Origin of the sequence: Shewanella chilikensis (genome assembly GCF_037953065.1) — a bacterium.
In the GTDB taxonomy this organism is placed as follows: domain Bacteria; phylum Pseudomonadota; class Gammaproteobacteria; order Enterobacterales; family Shewanellaceae; genus Shewanella; species Shewanella chilikensis.
On record NZ_CP149966.1, the window covers coordinates 2,867,458 to 2,888,743 of the forward strand.

Annotated in this window: 16 protein-coding genes and 1 other RNA gene; 7 read left to right on the top strand and 10 right to left on the bottom strand. The window is 49.6% G+C overall.

The genetic code is table 11. The features are described 5' to 3' along the window. Positions 1–6 precede the first annotated feature (6 nt). The 7 genes from WKR14_RS13005 to WKR14_RS13035 form a co-directional block, all read right to left on the bottom strand. Positions 7–534, bottom strand: a complete 528-nt coding sequence (locus WKR14_RS13005; protein ID WP_082014355.1) for a MotA/TolQ/ExbB proton channel family protein — start codon at positions 532–534, stop codon at positions 7–9. Beyond that, positions 534–1,889 carry a MotA/TolQ/ExbB proton channel family protein gene (locus tag WKR14_RS13010; RefSeq protein ID WP_039035599.1) on the bottom strand — a complete coding sequence of 452 codons (1,356 nt, stop codon included), beginning with the start codon at positions 1,887–1,889 and terminating at the stop codon, positions 534–536. The genes WKR14_RS13005 and WKR14_RS13010 overlap by 1 nt, the downstream gene beginning before the upstream one ends. After that, positions 1,889–2,671, bottom strand: a complete 783-nt coding sequence (locus WKR14_RS13015) for a DUF3450 domain-containing protein (RefSeq protein WP_039035598.1) — start codon at positions 2,669–2,671, stop codon at positions 1,889–1,891. The genes WKR14_RS13010 and WKR14_RS13015 overlap by 1 nt, the downstream gene beginning before the upstream one ends. A gap of 631 nt (positions 2,672–3,302) precedes the next feature. After that, positions 3,303–4,640, bottom strand: a complete 1,338-nt coding sequence (locus WKR14_RS13020; protein ID WP_165564965.1) for an IS4 family transposase — start codon at positions 4,638–4,640, stop codon at positions 3,303–3,305. A gap of 148 nt (positions 4,641–4,788) precedes the next feature. After that, on the bottom strand, positions 4,789–7,542 hold the full coding sequence (locus WKR14_RS13025) for a TonB-dependent receptor (RefSeq protein WP_165565278.1): 2,754 nt from the start codon (positions 7,540–7,542) through the stop codon (positions 4,789–4,791). Between the two features lie 418 nt (positions 7,543–7,960). Further along, the gene (locus WKR14_RS13030) at positions 7,961–9,169 is read right to left on the bottom strand and encodes a porin (RefSeq protein WP_101053412.1); all 1,209 of its coding nucleotides are present in this window, start codon (positions 9,167–9,169) and stop codon (positions 7,961–7,963) included. Positions 9,170–9,383: 214 nt separating this feature from the next. Next, positions 9,384–11,753 (bottom strand): DNA polymerase II, encoded by a 2,370-nt coding sequence (locus WKR14_RS13035; protein WP_101053410.1) that lies wholly within the window; start codon positions 11,751–11,753, stop codon positions 9,384–9,386. Positions 11,754–11,839: 86 nt separating this feature from the next. On the opposite strand from WKR14_RS13035, the gene dinG reads away from it, so the two are divergent. From dinG to WKR14_RS13065, 6 genes are all read left to right on the top strand, one after another. Next, positions 11,840–13,912, top strand: coding sequence for an ATP-dependent DNA helicase DinG (gene dinG / locus WKR14_RS13040; protein ID WP_101053408.1), 2,073 nt, complete (start codon positions 11,840–11,842; stop codon positions 13,910–13,912). A 21-nt stretch (positions 13,913–13,933) separates the two neighbouring features. Beyond that, positions 13,934–14,707, top strand: a complete 774-nt coding sequence (locus WKR14_RS13045) for a TSUP family transporter (RefSeq protein WP_101053406.1) — start codon at positions 13,934–13,936, stop codon at positions 14,705–14,707. Then, positions 14,704–15,366, top strand: a complete 663-nt coding sequence (locus tag WKR14_RS13050; protein WP_101053404.1) for a primosomal replication protein — start codon at positions 14,704–14,706, stop codon at positions 15,364–15,366. Before WKR14_RS13045 ends, WKR14_RS13050 begins: the two co-directional genes overlap by 4 nt. Before the next feature lie 9 nt (positions 15,367–15,375). Then, on the top strand, positions 15,376–16,071 hold the full coding sequence (locus WKR14_RS13055; RefSeq protein WP_339086424.1) for a DUF2057 domain-containing protein: 696 nt from the start codon (positions 15,376–15,378) through the stop codon (positions 16,069–16,071). Between the two features lie 3 nt (positions 16,072–16,074). Then, on the top strand, positions 16,075–16,980 hold the full coding sequence (locus WKR14_RS13060; RefSeq protein WP_339086426.1) for a histone deacetylase: 906 nt from the start codon (positions 16,075–16,077) through the stop codon (positions 16,978–16,980). A 61-nt stretch (positions 16,981–17,041) separates the two neighbouring features. Then, positions 17,042–17,332 (top strand): late competence development ComFB family protein, encoded by a 291-nt coding sequence (locus WKR14_RS13065; protein WP_101053398.1) that lies wholly within the window; start codon positions 17,042–17,044, stop codon positions 17,330–17,332. 363 nt (positions 17,333–17,695) lie between these two features. Here WKR14_RS13065 and ffs read toward each other — a convergent pair. Together ffs and WKR14_RS13075 are read right to left on the bottom strand one after the other, a co-directional pair. After that, an RNA gene (gene ffs / locus WKR14_RS13070) (signal recognition particle sRNA small type) lies at positions 17,696–17,792 on the bottom strand. Positions 17,793–17,937: 145 nt separating this feature from the next. After that, complete coding sequence (locus WKR14_RS13075) at positions 17,938–18,246, bottom strand: ComEA family DNA-binding protein (protein ID WP_101053386.1); 309 nt, start codon at positions 18,244–18,246, stop codon at positions 17,938–17,940. 379 nt (positions 18,247–18,625) lie between these two features. Between WKR14_RS13075 and WKR14_RS13080 the strand changes: the two genes are divergently transcribed. Further along, positions 18,626–20,020, top strand: coding sequence for a DASS family sodium-coupled anion symporter (locus tag WKR14_RS13080; RefSeq protein WP_165565281.1), 1,395 nt, complete (start codon positions 18,626–18,628; stop codon positions 20,018–20,020). Positions 20,021–20,068: 48 nt separating this feature from the next. On the opposite strand, the gene WKR14_RS13085 is transcribed toward WKR14_RS13080, so the two are convergent. Beyond that, the gene (locus WKR14_RS13085) at positions 20,069–21,262 is read right to left on the bottom strand and encodes a trans-sulfuration enzyme family protein (RefSeq protein WP_165565282.1); all 1,194 of its coding nucleotides are present in this window, start codon (positions 21,260–21,262) and stop codon (positions 20,069–20,071) included. Positions 21,263–21,286: the final 24 nt, after the last annotated feature.

Consider the following 21,286-nt stretch of genomic DNA (forward strand, 5'->3'; position numbering starts at 1 on the left):
CTCTCTCTAGTGGTGTGGCAGGCTGTCTTTCAGCTTTTCCAAGCTGATTTTCATCTTGGCGTCCAAACGAGTGCTGAAGAACACCCCGGACAATGCCGCGACCATACCAGCCATAGTCGGCATAGTGGCCATAGAAATACCAGCTGCCATCAGACGAGCATTACTCGTCCCCTGAACTGCCATAACATCGAACACTGAAATCATACCTGTCACAGTACCCAGCAGACCTATCATAGGACAGATGGCTACCAATGTTTTGATGATCAGCATACGTGCATTCATATCTTGCTTCGCTTGGGATACCCAAGCTTCACGGATACGGTGTGCATACCAGGAGGTGGTTTCCTCCCTGGCATTCCATGCAGTAATGATCTCTTTATGATTCTTAGGTGATACCCAGTTCAGATACCAGAATCTTTCAAGCATCAATACCCACATGAGAAACAGCACCGCCGCTACAAGCCAGAGGACATCGCCTCCGGAGGCCATGAAGCCCCTGACGGAATCCCAAATGTCCATCAGGTATAGCATCATTAGTCAGCCCTCTTCTCTGCGTGTTCAGCAATAATACCGGCACTTTGCTCTTCAAGGATTTGAACAATAGATTTACTGCGAGCCACAACGATAGCATGACACAGCATCAGTGGCAGAGCCGCAATCAGACCCTGTACTGTAGTTACCAGTGCCATAGAGATACCACCGGCCATCAGTTTTGGATCGCCAGTACCGAACAGCTGGATGCTCTGGAAGGTTGCAATCATACCGGTTACGGTACCCAGCAGACCCATCATAGGAGCGATAGCCGCCAATACTTTGATGATAGAGATACGTGTTTCCAGCGCTGGCGTTTCTTTCAGGATGGCTTCATCCAGTTTCAACTCCAGAGTCTCAACGTCAACATCTTTATTCTCTTGGTACACTTTCAGTACACGGCCCAGAGCGTTGTTACCTGGATTGGCAACATTCTTGGCCTGAGACTTAACGCGAGCACCGATAACAGTCAGAGTAACCAGACGCTCCAGCGAGATCAGCAGACCCAGAGCCAGCAAGGCAATGATGATGTAACCAATGGTACCACCGGCCTCAATACGATCTTGGAAGCTGGCCTTCTGAGTGAAGATATTCAGCAGAGTACCGCGGGCAGGGTCTACATACAGCTTGGCTGTACCTGAAGTGGCTTTTTCGAAGTCAGCGATAGGCTTAACCTGATAACCTTCCGGCTGCTGAGACAGCTCCTGGATCAGACCCAGCTCGTGATTCAGAACCACATACTTATTATCAGCCAACAGGTTAAAGGCACCGACACGATAGATGGTGGTGTTGTTCACGTTACCATCAATGTCAGTTACTGAACCTTCAAACTTAACCACTTTGCCAGATTCGGCCATTTCGAAAAGTTGCTCTTCCCAGAAGCGCTCCAGTTCTTCAATCTTAGGTAGTTGCTTACGGGCACCCAGGTCCTGAACGAACTTGTCACGTCCTGGATACTGGGCACTGACGTTGGAGTTGATCAGCTTACCGGCGAAATCGCCTGCTTCGCCTTTAACCACACCAAACATTTCACCCAAGTCACCCTGAGCGGTTTTCAGATCTTCTTCGAGTTGAGCAATTTTACGCTCGTTGTCGAGGAAGGCCTGGTTCAGGTCTTTACCGCGTTGAGTTTCAGCAGCCAGCGCATCTTTTTCACGCTTCAGCAGGGCAGCCTTGTCGCCACGCTCGGCTTGGAACTCTTGTTCACGCTTAGCATTAATTTTGCCTTGAGCGGCACGTTCAACTTTAACTTGCTGCAGCAGTTGATCAATCGTCTTAGGCGCCTCTGCGGCACTGGCCATACCGGCAGACAGTGAGAAACTGGCAGCAACGACGGCGGTAGTGATTAGCTTTTTCATTATTGTGCAGCCTCCGCAGCTGGAATTGGTAGTGCGAACAGATCCAGAGCCCCTTGTTTACGGGCGATACGAATACCCTTGGTGATGTCACGCAGATAGCTGTCATCCAGCTTATCCCAACCCTTGGTTTCAGAGTTGTACATCCAGGCAGTCTTCTGGTCCAGGCTCTGAGCGTACAGAGCTACGCGGCCCAAGCGGAAGAAATCAACCAGCACTTCTTTACCATCAAGGTTCAGCTTACCGGTTTCAACGTCAACAAAGCTGCCGTACTCACGCTCGATGCTGTAAGCATCCAGGATCAAACGGAACTTTTCAGCCAGAGTCACTTCGGCAGTGTTAAGCAAGTCTTTGAGGTTTTTAACGCGCTGTGCACGGTCTTCAGATTTGAATGGCAGATCCAGAGCCACGAACTGCTCCAGGGCATCAACCATTTTAAACATCAAAGGAACAACACCTTGACGCAGTTTGTCTACGCCATTGATATCGTCCTGAATGGATTTCATTGTGGCTTCCTGATCAGCGACCAGTCCTGCCAGATAATCATTGTAGGCTTTGAGAGATTCACGCTCGTCAGCAACGGCGGAATATTCGAAAAGCATATCTTGAGCCTGGTCAAAATACTTATCGATCTTCTTCTGTGACGCAACGGCGTCTGACTGCAGACGACCCGCGGCTTTTTGCGCGTCGGTAAGAGGATCTGCAACGACTAAGTTGCTGCTGGCGAGTGCCAGCGCGCCAACAAGCGCAGAAGCGATTTTTGTTCTATTGCTTACCTTGGACATAGTTCCCAACCAATTTGAAGTGATTAAAAAGGTTTAACTTTTCAGCAACAGTGCCCCGAATATCCCTATTTCAACGGCAGATGGTGCTATCAAGTATGTCTTTCTCTTGTGATTGTTAGTTTTTTATCTTCCCTTTCCTATGCCCCTGAAGGCATAGACCCGCTGGCATCATTTCACAAAATGTTGACCTGTGTCAACATTTGAAATGAGGCGAAAACGCTGGAAACTAAGGCTAACTGTGTGATTAATCATCAATGGCTTTTTTTTACATTTAGTGATCAATTGTCAGCCACCTTCTTAGGCGATGAATAGCGGTAAAAACAGCATAAGCTAATATTTAACCTTATGATTTATATATAATTAAAAAGCATAAGCCGGTGCGATATGTTTTATCAATCTTGAAAGAATTCAATTCGACAGACCGATGGTAATCCACTTTTTCCAAGCGATTACTGTCCTTGGGAAAGCGGTTTAACCACAAAACCATCTCCCCTGCTCTCTTGCCATGAAATCAATTGGCAGCCAGGTTCGATTGCAGTTGTTACGCAATAGTGTTTTGTCAATTTGCGACTATGTCTTACTTATATAGAGTTTAAAAAGTAAAAACCCCGGAAGGTATCCCCAACGTAGTTCACTTAAGCGGAGCTGCCTTGTGATTAACAGGATATCGGGTCTTTGATATTTTTACCGCCCTAGGCCGATTTGGCTTAGGGCGTTTGTCTATAAAGAGGATGGACAAGTCTCCTCGTAGACTGTTTAGACGCTTCGGCGTATTACCTGGTGACACCGCTTTGCTCATGACTTTGAGCTGACTTGCGATGAACTGACAAGCGTACTTAAAGCTGATTTCATTGGGCATTCGACCATGCTCTACTGCCGCTTGGCTCGCTTCTCGTCTCACCAAGTTATAACCAAGCAGCAGCCCCCATAACTCTTGATAGACAAGTTCGACTGTCTTACTCCTCAGCACTAACGCATTGTGTTGCATCGAACTTTTTATGTCTCGATACCCTAATTCAATTTCCCATCGCTCGTGGTAAAGCGCCGCGACTGCTCCCGCATCGTACTGCTCTCTGGGAAGAGACGTAAATACGGTTTTTGGCTTACCTTGTACCTGATAAGTCACGGCTCTCACTTGCCATGTTTCAGGTAGGTTAGGATTTTTCTTGCGTGCTTGTGGAGAGACTTTCATTTCGACTCGCATGTCGTCACTCTCTTCATCGTCCAGCAGGGTGTATTTCACCCCTTTCTTCGCCGGTAACAACCAATGTCTGTTAGCACCACTATTTTGGAGAGAAAGAAGTAAGCCTGCTCCATAAAAACCCTTATCCAATAAGGTCACGGAATTATCCGGTAAGGAGTCAATAAAGGGCATAGCAAGAGGAATTTCGCCTCGACGATAAGGGCTTATAGCGGCATCGACAATGACATGAGAGCGAACATTCATCATGGTCACCACCCTTAATACTGGATGAGGCGTCTGTCTGTCGCTGGATGTATTACCTGACCCAAAATGGTCTCTTAGTTCCGGTGTGTCAGCGGTTCGAAAAAGCGCGCCATCCACAGCAAAGACTTGCAAACCTTGCCATGTATCCTCAGGGTAACGCTCTAACCCCCACCTATGGCTGCATTGCCTAAACAACCATTCTGGGGCTGCTTTGCCGAGGCGTTGCCTTGCTTGCGTTAAAGCACTTTTTGCTAACAGCTCCTCATTAGCCAACCCCTCGGCACAGACATTCATTCGCCGTGCAACTTCGGCAATCGGTTCGTTGCGGAAAAACGCCATTCCAACAATAAGCCAAAGAACCATATCACTCGGTAAGCGACGTCGACGAATCGTCGCTTTATCGGAAAGTGTTACCGCTTTAGCAATCCACTCGTCAGGAATATGCTCGGAGAAGGTGGTTAGCTGAGCGACATCAACAGGACTCTCTTCAAGAAAGTCGGCAAAGCAGTTTTGAATAGACATAAAAAATCGGAAACCTACAAACAGGTTTCCGATTGTCTCTCATCAGAAGGATCGGTCAACCGATCCTTATCTGATCTACATTGCGGAAGGTATCCCGGGGTTTCATTCATTGAAGCTGACTTAATTCATCCAAAGATGAAGTTTGTCATTAGAACTTCATGCTGGCACGAACGAAGAAGTAGCGGCCCAACATATCATAAGTATAAGGATCGGTATTCGAGTCGTTGTTACCAGTGTAGTACGGAGGCTCTTTGTCAAACAGGTTGTTAACACCGCCGGATACACGGATGCGGTCTGTGATATCGTAAGAACCTGACAGGTCATGGTAAACCACGCTGTCTACTGAAGGCGCGTAGCAGCTGCCATCATTTTTCTTACAAGCAAACGAGTCCATACCGTCGATGTAGCGAGCTTCATAAGTGACAGTCCAATCATCACCGGCAGCGGTAATGTTCAGGTTGCTCTTGAACTTGGCATAAGCACCCACGCCACCTGTGATATAGCCACGATAGTCAACCGCATTACCATCCGGGTCAAACTCTTCATACTCACTCAGGATAGAGCTGTCCCAGCCGGCCTTCCAGTCCAATCCAAAGGCATCGAATACGTAGGCAACGTTGATGTCGTAACCTGAGGTATTGGTAGCACCTATGTTCTGCAGACCGTTGTCGAACTTGATACGACCGCTATTGTCGAGCTCAATATTGGAAGACTGACACAGCGCAGTGCCTGTGTTGATCTTGTTCCCACCTGCATCCAGACACTGGTTGGCAATATAGTTGTTGTCAACTGAAGTAATAGTGTTGGAAATCTCGATGTCATAGTAATCGACGGTCAGAGACAGACCTTCTACAAAGCTTGGTGAATACACCAGACCCAAAGTAGTGATATCAGCCTCTTCAGGAGTCAGCATTTCGTTACCACCAACAGTCACTTCAGCCTGATCCTGATCAGTAGCAGGGTGAACAATCTGCTCGAATGATGGTGACTTACCACCATACAGTTCGTATACAGTTGGCGCACGGAAGGCAGTGGACATACCACCGCGGATCATCAGGTCATCATAGACACGCCAGGTCAGACCCAATTTCCAGGTAGTATCATCACCGAAAGTGCTGTAATCGAAGTAACGCATAGCGGCGCTCAGATCCACTTGCTGCGCCAAAGGCAATTCGCTCAGCAGTGGAATCGCCAATTCTGCGTAAAATTCATTAACGCTGAAATCACCGGAGGTTGGCTCAACGCGAGGATCGTTTGCCAAGCCCTGAGAAGTCAGAGAATCCGGAGTATAGTGAGCAGCCTCTTTACGATGCTCGTAACCCGCGGCAAAACCCATTATACCGGCAGGCAATTCAAACAAATCGCCGGACAGAGTCGCCGCAATGATATCCAACTCGCTGCCACCGCTGTTCACTTCGGTATAGATGTATGGCTTGATGCTCTCACCTTCCCATGATGATTGCAGGAAAGGATCGAAAGTGCCTTCAAGAACTGCAGCATTGATGGAACCCAAGTTGTGCAGGTTAGCTAAAGTATCGGTTGAGTCGTTCTTGCCTTTATTGTAAGAAGCATCCCAAGTCCAACCATTTTCAAACTCACCTTCCAGGCCAACAACGATACGTATGGTGTCTACTACTTGGTCAAAGTCACGGGTACCGGACTCAACCATACGACGACCATAAGCCAGTGCTTCACCGGGTTGCACCCAAGGCAGCAGCTCGTCGGTCATCCAGCCACCGGCTGACTTAGGATTGTAAACCCAAGCAGAGTTGTTCCAGATTGGCTGAGGCGCCATTTGCTGATTGGACCAACGCTTGGAGTACATGGCTTCGGTGAAGAAACGAATCGATTCGGTCAGTTCATAAGTACCCGCCATGGACAGGTTCAAACGCTCCATTGGCGTCGACAGATAGCTGTCTTTGGCATAGTTGTATCTGTCGGCATCGCTGAACTCATGATAAGTTCCACCCAAGCCACTCAGGTCCGCTTCAGACATACCATCAAAGTATTGGAACTTAGGCTTGCCTTCGCCGTTATCGACGTACTCACCATAGTAGCCCTTGTCACCTATGGCATAAGCGCCTTCGGGTCCGGTGCCCACGATACCAAAGTTGTTGTCACCCCAGATGTGACCGCCTTGAGAATAGCTACTACCACCGCAGTACAGGCTACGTTCCCCTTTTGGACCTGTTTCTGCAATAGGACACTTTGAAAAATCACGGTCAGCCTGGCTGGCATCACCGCGCTTGGTGTATTGAGCATTAACAACGACATTACCTTTCTCGAAGGTGTTACCCAATGTCATGTCGATGCTGGACTCGTCAGCGTCACCTTCACCTGAAAGACCAGTTTGAACGTTGATTTCAAAACCGTCGAAATCTCTTTTCAGAATGATGTTAACCACACCGGCAATCGCATCGGTACCATAAATGGCAGAAGCGCCATCTTTCAGTACTTCGACACGCTGGATCATGGATACCGGAATGGTGTTAAGGTCAACAGAAGAAGCAGCACCGGTACCGGATGCAATCATACGGCGACCATTCACCAGAACCAAAGTACGGTTGTCACCCAGACCACGCAGGTTGATACGCGAGTTACCGCCTGAGCCGTTGTTGATACCGGCGTTGGTCATGGCACCACCGGCAGAGGTCATTTTTTGCAGAACGTCGTCAATATTCACTGCACCTGACGCTATGATAGATGAAGCATCGATCACACTGACAGGGCTTGCAGTTTCCATATCGGTGCGCTTGATACGAGAGCCTGTAACCTGAATACGCTCTACATTGTCAGCACCTTCTTCGGCCGCCAAAACGGTTGGAGCGCTAAAAGCAGCCGCTGCAACACCACCAACCAATGCCAGACGCACTGCGTTGGTTAACGAATTATTCTTATACATACTTATCTCCCTTTCGACATCTTGTGTCTTGGTAACGGATCCAAATGCTTTGTCCGGATCCTTTAGTTGTTTGCTGGTAGACACGAGTTTACCTGCAACAATTTCACGCAAATAAAATCACATAACAAACATTTTATCAACATTTGAAACGTTAATATTGCATATAAAATTAACAACAAAAGAGAGATGAGATTATTTCATTTAGCATGAATCTAGTGGCTCTTACACCAAGATTGCCCACTTCAACCAGAGCTGAAAACATTAACACCATGAATTAATAGAGTTTTATAAAAACCGTCTCACCCCTCCCAATCGTAACAAACGCGTTACATATCTCTTTTTGGTAAGACGTACGAACACTTTTTTCCCCAATAAAAAAAGCGCCTTTCGGCGCTTTTTTAAACAACTCTATTAACAATCAAAGGGTGTAACGAATACCGATAGCGATACCATCATCTTCAGATAATGACATTCTAGCTTCTTGCGCTTTATCGGCGCTGGTAAAGTCGCTGTAGTCTTTACGTGCTTCAACATAAAGAACCGTATTCAGATCCCAAACAAAGTGTAAACCTACAACCACAAACTGACGCTTGAACACATCGTTAGGATCGGCATTAAAGTTTGGTTGAATAACATAGTCTTTCCCTGCATCCAGAATGTTATAAGACACAAAAGAACGTAGACCATTATCAAACTTGTAAGAAACTAAGGTTTCAACACCATAGGCATCTTTAATCAAGCGTCCGATGTTATCAGTATCATGATTTTCTTCTTTGTGAGCATTTGCGGCAACATATAATCCATTCTTGTCAAAATCACCCCAAGTAGCGCCCACACCATAGATTAAATCAACAGCGGTTTTGTGCTCACCAGTACCATAGACTACATCAAACTCACCTCGGTTTATACCCGCCATTAAGCTGAATTTATCTGTGGCCTTGTAGGTCAAAGACGCACCATAGGTGTAATCGTAAGTAACCTGTTGCGCTTCTTTCTTACCTGCATTCCATTCTGCTTCACAGGCACTCTCAGTGATGTTTTCGATGTCGCAGGTATAGAAGCTACTGTTTTTTAATTGTGCCTGAACCGCAAAGCTCACATCACCGATGCTGTTACGGTATTGAACAACTTTATCACCACGACCAACACCGTTTACCGCGCCATCGTCTTTGTTGAAAGTGTAAACACCAGCAGCATTACCATCCCACACAAAACCGTAGTTAGTGTTGTATACCACGTCGTACCAGGCACCCCATTGTTTACCAATAGTAATAGTGCCATATTTATCGTGGCTAATGCCTGCGTAGCCCAGACGGTTGTAGAAGAACTCATCCTGGACTGATTCGAAGCGATTGTTATAAACAATATCGCTGCTGCCAACAGGGTTCACGCCCCATTCCAATTTGGCAAATGTGTTCCAACCGTGGGTTAACTCACGACTAAAACCAAAATTAATCCTGGAAGCACCATTGACGACTTCCGTTTCACCCTGAGTATTGATTACTCGGACATCAACGAAACCACCGATTGAGACTGCATTTTTTTGATCTTTATAGATTTCAATGGCTTGTACCGATGGAACGGCTAAGAGTCCTGCCAGGACGGATGCGATGAGAGTCTTGTTCATTTGTTGTAACCTTAAGTGTTTTCAGCCTGCCTACCCCATTCCGTTGTTTTATTTCCTTCCAAGGGGAGCGAAGATTAGCAAAAGCTCCGTAAAGCGGCAAAGATAAAAATCACATTTTTTATTACTTTTGCCTTAAAAAAAACCATAAAGGTCGTAAAAATCCAGAAATAAAACCACACATTAACTTTGTTAACTTTTTGAAACAACTTTAGTGTCAGATTAAACTCAGCTGTCCAGTGCTGATTGAGGTAAAACTTTCTTTCATTATGGAAAGTATTGGATCGGCTATCGGCTTGATTTGCCTTTCAATATAGTAGTCATAATCAATGGCTGAACGTCTGAGGGAAACTGCTTCGGGGCCATTGATTGTTACCAGATAATTAATCCGGGTGCCCAAACGGCCATAACTCAAATCGCCGGTGTGCTCCAACAGTTGTCTGGCCGCCTTGACATGGGGTGATGCCTTGGCCTGATAGGCATCCAATTTACGCCTTAGTCGCTTGGAGAAAATAAGCTCATTATCATAGTCACCGCGTTTGAGCGCTTCTATTTCTGTGGCCAGAAAGCCCACCACATCCAAATGATTGAACATACGCCGGTACAACTCGTATTGAATCCGTCTGGCCAAAGGGCTCCAGTCACTGCGAACCTGCTCCATGCCTTTGAAGATGATATCCAACTGACCTTGGCTATTGCGGCTGGCACCGACATAGCGCTTTTTGGAGCCTTCTTTCGAATCTCTGAGGGTGGGCATCAGAAACTGTTCATAATGGCGCTCAAACTCGAGTTCCAGATGACTCTGCAGCTGAAAATTATCCGCCAAATGTTGTTGCCACTTGGCGGTTACCCTGGCAGCCAACGCCCTGCCGAAGGCTTGCGGATCTGTAATGTCATGCTGCTGTCCCAGCCAAACAAATGTCGAATCTGTGTCGCCATAGATGACACTCATGCCTTCATCCTCAATCCAACGTTTGGTCTGCTGCATGATTTCATGACCGCGCATGGTAATTGAGCTTGCCAATCGGGCATCGTGGAACACACAGCCCCGAGAGCCCAGTACCCCATAAAGCGAATTCATGATGATCTTGATTGCCTGAGACAGGGGCGCATTGGCTTGGGCCTTGGCACTTTCCCGCTCTTGGGCCAACTTGGCAATAAGCGTTGGCAATATAGGTTGTTTACGGCTGAATCTTGCACCGAGAAAACCGGGTACCGTCTCGGCTTCGGGTTCACCCATACCCAACACCAGCCCCATGGGGTCGATTAAAAAAGTACGGATGATCGAAGGATATAGACTCTTGAAGTCCAGCACCAGAATGTCCCGGTAAAGGCCCGGAATGGAGTCCATCACATAGCCGCCGGGACTCTCCAGGCCGTCACTGGCCGGTGCTGCTGGCGCCACAAATCCGGCCCGGTGCAAGTGTGGCAGGTAGAGATGATTGAACGCCGCCACCGAAGCCCCTACCCGACCAAACTCCAACCCGGTCAGTTGCGCCCGGGCCAAGGCAAAATTCAATAAATCGGTTTTATCGAAAATATCCAGTACCAGACGGCAATCGGTCAGATTGTAGTGGGCCAATGCCAATTTATCCTCTTGAAAGAGCTGGCTTATCTCCTGGCCGCGATCTTCAACTTTATCTATCGCCTTGCCTTCACTCAAGAGTGCGCGGGAGACGAACTCGAGCGAATAGCGCTCAAACTGATAGAAGGCGGCCTTGAGCCAGTCTATACCGTCCAGCACCACTCTTCCGGGCAAGGAGAGGGTTTCCGGCCGATACTTGCCTTCTACCAACCAGGACATGGGCACGCCTCCCCGCCCAAGCCGTGCTTCTATGCCATGATGGACGTAGCGTCGGCTCAGCAGTGCCAGGTCAAAATTGACAACCGACCAACCTATTATGATGTCCGGATCCCAGAGACTGAACCAGTCAATCAAAGCCTGCAACAGGGCTGCTTCATCCCTGACCCAGTGGATATAGTCAGGCCCGCCCTGGGCTTGACCTATCATGTACACCCGCTGAAACAGCGCTCCATCGCGGTCACGACCGTAGAGTCCGGCGGAATAGAGCTCGCCCTGCATGCTGCATTCAAGATCGAGGGAAATAACAGCCAGTTCTATATTGTTGAGCGAGGCTTTCCTGGCGCGGCTGGCAACAAACCGTTGCAGCGCGCCGCTTTCCTCGCTGAAATAACCGTAAAACTCGGCATCGAGCGCAATAAAGCGTTCAATCAAGAAACGCTGCTGGGGTTTAAGATCGGCTTCATATAAGGGCATTCCCTGATCCTGGGCCTGCTTTTGCAGTAACCGCATCTGTTGCCGACTGCGACTGTAAAGCGCCGCAACCTTCTCTTTGGCGAAGTTTCTCAGCGCCAACGGCTGGGCCCGTACCTGGCTTAAACTCTGGCATAAAACCGCCGCATCCTTCTCTTTGGCAAAGCAAACCTGTTCCTGCTCCGGCACCTCAACCAACACAGGCCCCTGCTCGGTGGCCAGATAGTATTGCAGGCATAATCCCTCATTTCTCTGAGCCAGATGACGGGTAAGAATACGACCCTTAAGGGTTTGCGGCGTGTTTTGGGGCATGTGTCGGGACAATCGCGTTTTAGTGGTTTATTAGCATAAGAAATTACTGGTATTATATACAGGATAATTTTCCAGAACCGAGTCTCATGCTAGCAGCCCATGTAAAGACCCAGATCCGTGAGATCTACAAGGACATTGCCTCCGCACTGCCCAACTTCCGTTCCCGCCGGGAGCAGAATTATATGGTGGCGGAGATCTCCAAAACACTTGCCGGTGAATACGACAAGCAGCGGCGGATCATGGTGATTGAAGCAGGCACTGGTATAGGTAAATCCCTGGCCTATATTCTGGGAACCATACCCCTGGCGCTGGCCAGCAAGAAAAAAGTCTGTATTGCCACCGCCACAGTGGCGCTGCAGGAACAGTTGCTGCATAAAGATCTGCCGTTTTTTCTGCAACACTCCAAGCTCAACTTCCGTTACGGTCTGGTCAAAGGGCGTCAGCGTTACGTATGCTTGGCCAAGCTTGAGATGTTGGTCGGTGACGGCAACGGCAGCCAGATGGCCATGTGGCAAACCAAGCCGGATACCTCACAGGTTGAGCAGTTGCAGGCTCTGCTCAAAGACTATCAGGATGGCCGCTGGAATGGTGAACTTGATACCCTCAAAACGCCGCTGCCAGACCACCTGTGGCAGCAGATAGCCTGTGACAAACACAGCTGTCATCGCCAACTGGCCAGTCACAGCCACTGCCCCTTCCACAAGGCCCGCGAAGATATTGACACCTGGGATGTGCTTATTGCCAACCATAGTTTATTACTGGCCGACCTTGAACTGGGTGGCGGTGTGATTCTGCCGGACCCGGAAGAAGTTTATTACGTTATCGACGAAGCCCATCACCTGCCGAATGTGGCCAGGGATTTCTCCAGCGCCCAGGCCACGCTCAGAGGGGCCTGTGATTGGCTGGAGAAAGTCAGCAAGACCACTGCAAAACTGCAAAACCAAATAAAGAGCAACAATATCATCGCCCCGGCGCAGGCGATGTTGGATCGCATCGAAGAGTTAACCGGTCTGCTGAATCAGGTTGCCCACTACTGTGATACCCAACCCAAACTCTTTGCCAACCCGGAAAACCGCCTGCGGTTCGAACATGGCAAGCTGCCGGACGCCCTGTTGATCCAGGCAGAAAACCTGGCCACGGCCTCCAACGATGCCCTCAAGCAATTCAACAAGATGCAGGCTATCCTCAGCGAAAGCGTCAAGGATGGTGAATTGCCAAGGCATCAGGCCGAAGCCCTCTTGAGTGAAACCGGCTTTATGATGCAGCGCCTGGAAAACCTGCAAAAGCTCTGGAAAATGATGGCCAAGGAGGACAACCCCAAAGGTGCCCCCACCGCCCGCTGGATTGAAGCCCTCAGCGGCAAGCAGCAGGACTACCTTTTCAGTGCATCGCCAATCGAGGTCGGCTATATGCTGGAACATATGTTGTGGGAAAAAGCCGCCGGCGTCGTGCTATGTAGCGCCACTCTCAGAGCACTGAACCGCTTTGAGCATTTTGCCTATCAGGTTGGCCTGTCACTCAATGATGGCAGTCGCTATCTGGCGCTGCAATCTCCTTTCGATTTTGAAAACAACGCCACTCTCTACCTGCCGAAAATGCGCACTGAGCCAACCGAAGACACCTACACAGAAGAACTCGCCAGCCAGATAAAGCAGTTGGTGGAGGGTGAAATGGCCACTCTGGTACTGTTTGCCTCCTACTGGCAGATGGAAAAGGTGGCCGATCTACTGCGCAACAAGCTGGTATCAGAACCACTGATCCAGGGCAGTGCCCCACGCCAGCATCTACTCGAGCAGCATAAGCAGAAATGTGACAAAGGTGAGCCCAGCATTATCTTTGGTACCGGCAGTTTTTCCGAGGGTCTCGACCTTCCCGGCGACTACCTGACCAATTTAATAGTGACCAAGCTACCGTTTGCCGTGCCAACCTCGCCGGTAGAGCAGGCCCATGCAGAATATGTCAAAATGAAAGGCGGTAACCCGTTTTTACAATTGACTATTCCGGATGCGTCACGGAAACTCATCCAGAGTTGCGGCCGCCTGTTGCGAAAAGAGCAGGACTATGGCCGAATAACCATATTGGACAGGCGTTTGGTAACCAAAAGATACGGATCGTCGCTGCTCGATGCCCTGCCGCCTTACCGCCGCGTTATCGAATGATGCGCTCAATCAGGATGTAAAGTGGATATTCTGCTCGAACCCAGCAGCTGGGCCATATTGGCCGCAGTCGGCCTGCTGGCCGGATTTATTGATGCCGTAGTCGGTGGCGGCGGCCTGCTGTCCATTCCTGCCTTGCTGACCGTGGGCATGCCGCCTCATCTGGCTCTGGGGACCAATAAGCTGGCTGCCTGCTTCGGCTCCTCCATGGCGGCATTTACCTATTACCGCAAGCAGTTGCTGACGCCAAAGTTCTGGCTGTTCGCCTTTATTGCCACCGCCATAGGCGCCGTTATCGGCAGCATTGCCGTTTATCTCATCGATACCCGTTGGCTGGAAAAAATTCTGCCACTACTTATTATCGCCATCGCACTCTATTCGCTGTTTTCACCCGGAGCCATGGGCTGTAGCCAGTGTAAACCCGTCACCGAAACGCCGGCAAAACATAAACAGATACTTCAGGGGCTGGGGCTTGGCGCCTACGACGGCTTTGCCGGCCCGGGCATTGGCGCCTTTTGGGCGGTCAGCTCGACCGCACTTTACCGCCTGCCCTTCCTGCACAGCAGCGCCTTGGCCAGGGCAATGACTTTTGTCAGCAATATCACGGCATTGATGATTTTCCTGCTGCTAGGTAAAGTGCACCTTTTGGTCGGTGTGGTGATGGGCTTGTGTATGATGCTGGGTTCTTATATCGGCGCTCACTCGGCTATCCGCTTCGGAATGCCGTTTATCAGGCCACTCTTTATTGCTATTGTGGTGCTTATCGCCGCCAATCTAGCCTGGAGTGCCTGGTTTTGAACACCAATCAACTGGTACAACGCCTGCGGGAACAACTCAGGCAGTTGGAGCAAGAAGTGCTGCAACATGATGCTTCTTTACCAGCGGCGCAGCGCAAACTGCTGCAGGATACTGAACGCTTCAACAGCGAACTGTTTATTCAGCATGGTGCCCAGCTCTATCCCTGTGTGGAACAGCTGCACAAGAGCATAGATCAGCTGGAAAAACAGTTGCGCCATCAGTTGGCCCAACACACTATAGCCTTAAGCTGCGAGCGTATTCAGGACAGGTTTGTCGCCCTGAAACGGGCCCTTGGCACCACAGGTCTCAACGCCAGGGTCCAGAAGCTACAGCAGGCCAGCAAGCGGAGAAGCTACCAACAACGTCAGGGCCGCCGACACCAGGAAAGTGGTTTTGGCTGGATAGCTGCAGGTGTTATGCAAAACAGCCATCAATTGTACGAAGAGCTGAACAAACATCTGAACTGGGCCAAAAAAATAGAACAAAAGATTGAACAATTGCAATCAAAGCTTGAAAACTGTCATAGTACTGACAAAATCCCCGTCCAGAATGACATCCTTTTGATGCATCGCCGCCTCGGTAAGTGCAGGCAGGCGATCAGCTATATTGAAGATCGCATTCAGGCATTTGAACGTCCGCATCAGAGTTACAATCGTTAAGGAGCAACAATGAAACTACGCTTGACCGCCTCGGCCATACTGGCCCTGCTCAGCACTTCCTCGGTATTTGCGGCCAATCTGACCATCCCTATGTCTTTTGAATATCTGGCTCTGGATGGCAAAGAAATTGAAACCAGCAACTTCAACCACAAATCTGAGCTGGCACTGTCCGAAGGTGTCCACAAGATTGCTATTCGTTATCATGACATGGTCGATGATGAGTTTTCCGACAGTCAAAGCTTCGTTAAGTCTTCTCCTTTCATTCTGACCTTGAAAGCCGAAGGCGACAACGAGTACATCCTTAAGCCTGCGGATGGTGACTACGTCAAAAAACCCAAAGAGTTTGCCAAAACCCCTCAGGTCGTCATTACCCGCGCCGATAAGGGCCAGGTCAACTACCAGGTGGAACTGACTCAACTGAAAGAAACCACTTTCCTGTCACAGCTGTTCAATGGCAACAAGGGTCCAGATGTTGAAACCGCCGCTGCAGCCGTAACCTCAGGTAACATGGCCTCCAACCGACCTGTGGCACCTGTATCCCAGCCATCACCTGTCAGTGCCATGACAATGCCAGCAGCTTCCAAGGCCAGTGGCCAAGGTGGTGACAGTGCCGCCCATGCCCAGCAAATGCTGCAATACTGGTGGTTACAGGCCGATGAAGCGACTCGCAAAGAGTTCATGAGCTGGGCCATCAAACAGCTCTGATAGATGCTCCCTTTGGTGTATCACGCCAGCTATTCTAGGCTGGCGTTACCATCCCGGCACAGATTTCCAATCAGCAAATATCAACGCCTGTTTAAGTATCTGTGCCAAACTCCATTTTCCGGGCAATTTAGCCTCTGTTCCCCAAAGCCTGCAAACCAAACTGCCCTCGCCTCTGTGCATTGTCCTCTATATGTTGCCGGGTTTATGCACAACCAGTTGGATCCTAAGGCAATGCGCCGCATAGGCTTTCCCTGGAGCGAGCATCTGCTAGCGCGGACACTGCACTCAGTCGCCGGTACTGAGCTGGCGGCGCGAAAAGCGCTCGAGCACGGCATAGCGCTGCATATCAGCGGTGGTTACCATCACGCTCACCAAAACTTTGGCAGCGGTTACTGTATTTTCAACGACCTGGTCTACAGTGCCAGACGCATGATAAACCAAGGGCTGGCGGACAAGATTTTGATTATCGACTGCGACGTCCATCAAGGCGACGGCACAGCCACCATGACAGCCGGCGATGCGAACATCATCAGTTGCTCAATACACTGCCGACAAAACTTCCCCGCCCGTAAAGCAGACTCTCACTATGATATCGAGCTTGAAAAAGGCGCTGCTGATGACGAGTACCTCTCAACGCTGGAGCAGATACTGCCTTTGCTGCTCTTGACTCATAGGCCGGATCTCATTCTTTATGACGCTGGGGTCGATGTGCATGCTGAAGATGAACTCGGTTTGCTGCAGCTCAGCCTTGAGGGCATATTCAAACGGGATATGAGCGTATTGCGTCATGCCAGAGACGCGGCAATACCAATAGCCTGTGTCACGGGAGGCGGATACTGCAAAGACCCTCTACAATTAACATTCAGACACAGTCAATTATTTCGCGCCGCGACTAAGCTGTATCGCTAAAGGCTACGAACCAATTGCTACCAACCAAGCCTAACGCAGCAAAACTTTGGGAGCGTCACCTATGCAGCTAGAGATCCGCAACTACTACGAAGTGATGTTAATGGAAATCCTCGCTGAAGAGGGGTTGATGGATGAGCTGCCAACCGACTATGTGGCAGATCTGGCTTGTATCACGCTCAATCAACTACCGGTGCGCTACATTCACCATCTGGTGGACACCTATTTCTACGGCGACTACCAAGAGCAAGATAGAATGCGCAACGAGATCTACCAGGCATTAGAGAAATCGCGGGCGTTTTTGAAATCCAAATTGCCCCCGAAACTGGAAACCGAGCAGCAAGCGCTGGGGTAGCACAGGCCCAGTTATCAAGAAACACGGATAACTCTGGGTTTGAGCCTCACCAGCGGAAATAAAGTCGCCGCTCTGCTGCTATTCTTTTACTTCTTGGCGGTCTTGTTTTGGCCGTTAATGAGGTGGTAGCCAAGCCATCGCAGTCCATGTAGCCAGCTGTTTATACCAAACGAAAGTGTTAATGGTAGCCATTGGCGCGTCTTCGCTATAGAGGGGCTGCGCTTCTGGCGCATTAAATATCGTGTCGGGAGTAACAGAGATAAGGGTGGAAATCGGCTTTAGCTAGACTCAAAGTGTACCACCTTGTGTACCACCAAGGTTTATCTCAAGCTAACCATTTGAAAAGGTTTGGAATTGGAGGTTCCCCCAGAGCCACACCCCGGCACATGAGTCACTTGCTACGGTTGCTCCCTTCCGGGCCTGGCCGGGTTCACAAGTTATCATTGCGGGGGGACCCTGGGGTCACCACAGATTTGCAGCCTTGCTGCAACGCCGTGGATTATCCACCATGCCCCCGCCGGGATCAAGGGAAATAACCTCCGTTTGCCCCCTAGTGCTTTTAAGTGAACATAAGATAAACAAAAACCTGTGTTTACCCTTACTCTTCAAAGTACCAATAGATGTTTATTCTGTTCGACCAGTTTAGCCCCAATCCCCTTCACTTGAGCCAACTCATCAATGGATTTGAATTTTCCTTGGCTGCTACGATATTCCACAATCGCTTTGGCCTTAGCTTCTCCAATCCCTTTCAGTAGCTGCAGCTCAGATTCCGAAGCAGTATTAATATTGATTTGGTGAACCTGTGCTTGGCCGGCTTGCGGGGTTTGTGAAGTTTTATCCTTGGTGGGCTCTCCGGCGTAAAGGGGGAAACTCAAACTAGTTGCAAGTAATAAAGCATAGAATGGTGTTTTCATTGAAGACTCCTTGTCATGGTCATTGAGGCCGAGATCCTTTTCCTTGGCCTAAGAGAAATGTAGACCAGCGCACGGATATTGCAAAATTATTGCAACTAGACATTAGTACAACAGCTTAATGTGACACGCATCACCGTTTTAAACTTTCATTCTCTTTCAGTAATATAGAGGCTGTGCCTCTTAGTTAACCGTTTGAAACAAAAAAACGCTCAAAGGCGATCAAAATTAGGTGATCCATCTCTCCAATTTTCCAATTTCGTGATAGATTTCTCATACAAATGTATTACGCAAGGTGGTTAAGTTACCCAATAAAGCCCTTTGCCAAATGTGAGCTATACCCTAAATTGCTTGCCATAAAAACAAGACGAGGAAGTTAAGAATGTCTTTAGAACAAACGGAAAGCTTACCCCCTTCGCAGACAGAGAAGAGCGTCCAACAACGTAACATGTTGATCTTGGCCGCAGATATCTTGCTGCTTTTTCTATTGCACAGTTTTTTACCTTTTGAACCTGGGGTAAATACCGGTCTGTCTATCTTGGTATTTGCCGCTGTGCTCTGGCTTACTGAAGCCATTCATTTGAGTATCACGGCGATACTCATTCCGGTTCTGGCGGTATTTTTCGGTGTGTTTGAAACCAAAGCTGCCATGAGCAACTTTGCCAACCCAATTATCTATTTGTTTTTTGGTGGTTTTGTATTGGCTGCTGCCCTGCACCATCAAAAAATCGATACTCTTATAGCCCAAAAGGTGTTACTGGCTTCCAAGGGTAAACTCAGTATCGCCTGTATGATGCTGTTCGGAGTAACAGCTTTGCTGTCTATGTGGATCAGCAACACAGCCACAGCGGCCATGATGTTGCCTCTGGCACTGGGGATCTTGCAGCAACTGGATAGAGAGAGCCAGCACAACACCTATGTCTTTATGCTGCTGGGTATCGCTTATTCGGCCAACATTGGTGGCATAGGCACTCTGGTAGGTAGTCCACCAAACGCCATTGCCGCTGCCCAAGCTGGCTTGAGCTTTAGCGACTGGCTGGAGTTTGGTCTCTTGACTGTGGCCTTGATGCTGCCAACCATGCTGATCGCCCTGTATCTGTATTTCAAACCGGACTTGTCGGTGGAATGCAAACTGGATATCGAAAATCAGAAACTGAGTTTCCAGGGAAAACTGACCCTGCTTATTTTCCTGGCCACAGTTTGCTGCTGGATCTTCAGTAAGCCCCTATCAGAGGCGCTCGGTGGTATCAGCCAGTTTGACACCATAGTCGCGCTTTCTGCAGTAGTTTTGCTGGCAGGACTTGGCTTGGTTGGTTGGAAAAAGATAGAAAAAACCACCGATTGGGGTGTACTGATACTGTTCGGCGGCGGTCTGACCCTGAGTGCCGTACTGAAAGCCACGGGTACCAGCGTCTTCCTGGCCCATTGGATGACAGACATTTTCGGCAGTACCCATATGTCGCTGTTCGTGTTCGCGGTCATTTTCTTTGTGGTCATGCTGACAGAGTTTGCCAGTAACACCGCGAGTGCTGCGCTGCTGGTACCTGTGTTTGCTGCTATCGCCGAAGCATTGGGGCTGTCGCCTGTGATGCTGTCAGTGCTCATAGGTATTTCGGCATCCTGCGCCTTTATGCTGCCGGTGGCCACGCCACCCAACGCCATTGTCTATGGCTCTGGCTACATAAAGCAGTCTGAAATGATGCGAGTCGGTGTTATCATCAACTTCATCAGTATGTTGGTGCTCTATATCATAGCCCACACCTTCTGGGGCATTTGATTCTCTCAAGCCCGAAAAACAAGGCGAGCCATGCTCGCCTTGTCTCTTTTAACTGATCACTGTCAGTGCCTGCTCCAGATCAGCTATCAGGTCATCCACATCCTCAAGCCCGGCCGATATTCGCAGCAGGCTGTCACCTATGCCGGCTTTAAGACGCGCCTCCTGGGTATAGGGGGAATGGGTCATGGACGCCGGATGCTGAATAAGCGACTCACAATCCCCCAGACTCACGGCAATTTTGAACAGTGCCAGTCGATTGACAAAGGCCATGGACTGCTCCAAACCGGCCTTAAGCTCAAACGCCAACACCCCACCGGCCCTGCGCATCTGCGAGCCGATAAACTGATGGCCCGGATGGGAAACCAACCCGGGATAATGTACCTTGGCCACGGCTTTATGGGATTCGAGATACTGCGCCAGGCGCTCGGCGTTATCGCAATGACGTTCGAGTCGTACCGAGAGGGTTTTCAGGCCTCGCAAAATCAACCAGGCATCGAAAGGTGATAGCACGGCGCCAATATCTTTTAGTTGTTGTTGCTTGATGGCCGTTATCGCCGCCAGTGAGCCACAGATGATACCGGCAATAACATCGCCGTGGCCATTGAGATACTTGGTGGCGCTGTGAACAACAAGATCGATTCCCAACTGCAGTGGCTGCTGCAGCAACGGCGTCATAAAGGTGTTGTCCACTATGCTGGTCAGTTGATGGCGCTTGGCGATAGCGGCTATGGCGCGGAGATCATACACGGCCAGATGCGGGTTCACCGGGGTTTCGCAAAAAATCACCCGAGTGTTGGGGCGTATAGCCGCCTCGACGGCCGCGAGATCGGCAAAATCCACCAGAGACACCTCAATACCGAAGCGGGCAAACTGCTCTGTCATCAATGAAAAAGTGCAACCATAGACGGCCGAGGAAGCCAGCAGGTGGTCGCCACAGCTCAAGTATGCCAGCAAGGCCGCCGATACCGCGCCCATGCCGGACGCGGCAGCAGCTGCTGCTTCAGCGCCTTCAAGCAGCGCCAGACGCCGCTCAAGCTCGGCAACCGTCGGGTTACCCAAGCGGGTATAGATATAGCCCTCTTCTTCACCGGCAAAGCGGCGACCACCGCTTTGGGCTGTATCAAAACAGAAGGTGGCACTCTGATATAAAGGCGACACCAATGCCCCGGAAGACTCGCCCGAGTGGCCACCATGAATAGCCAGTGTGGCTGAGTGCAGTACTTTTGGCTGCTTGTGTTGCATGCTTAACTCCCCATGTCAGTCCGC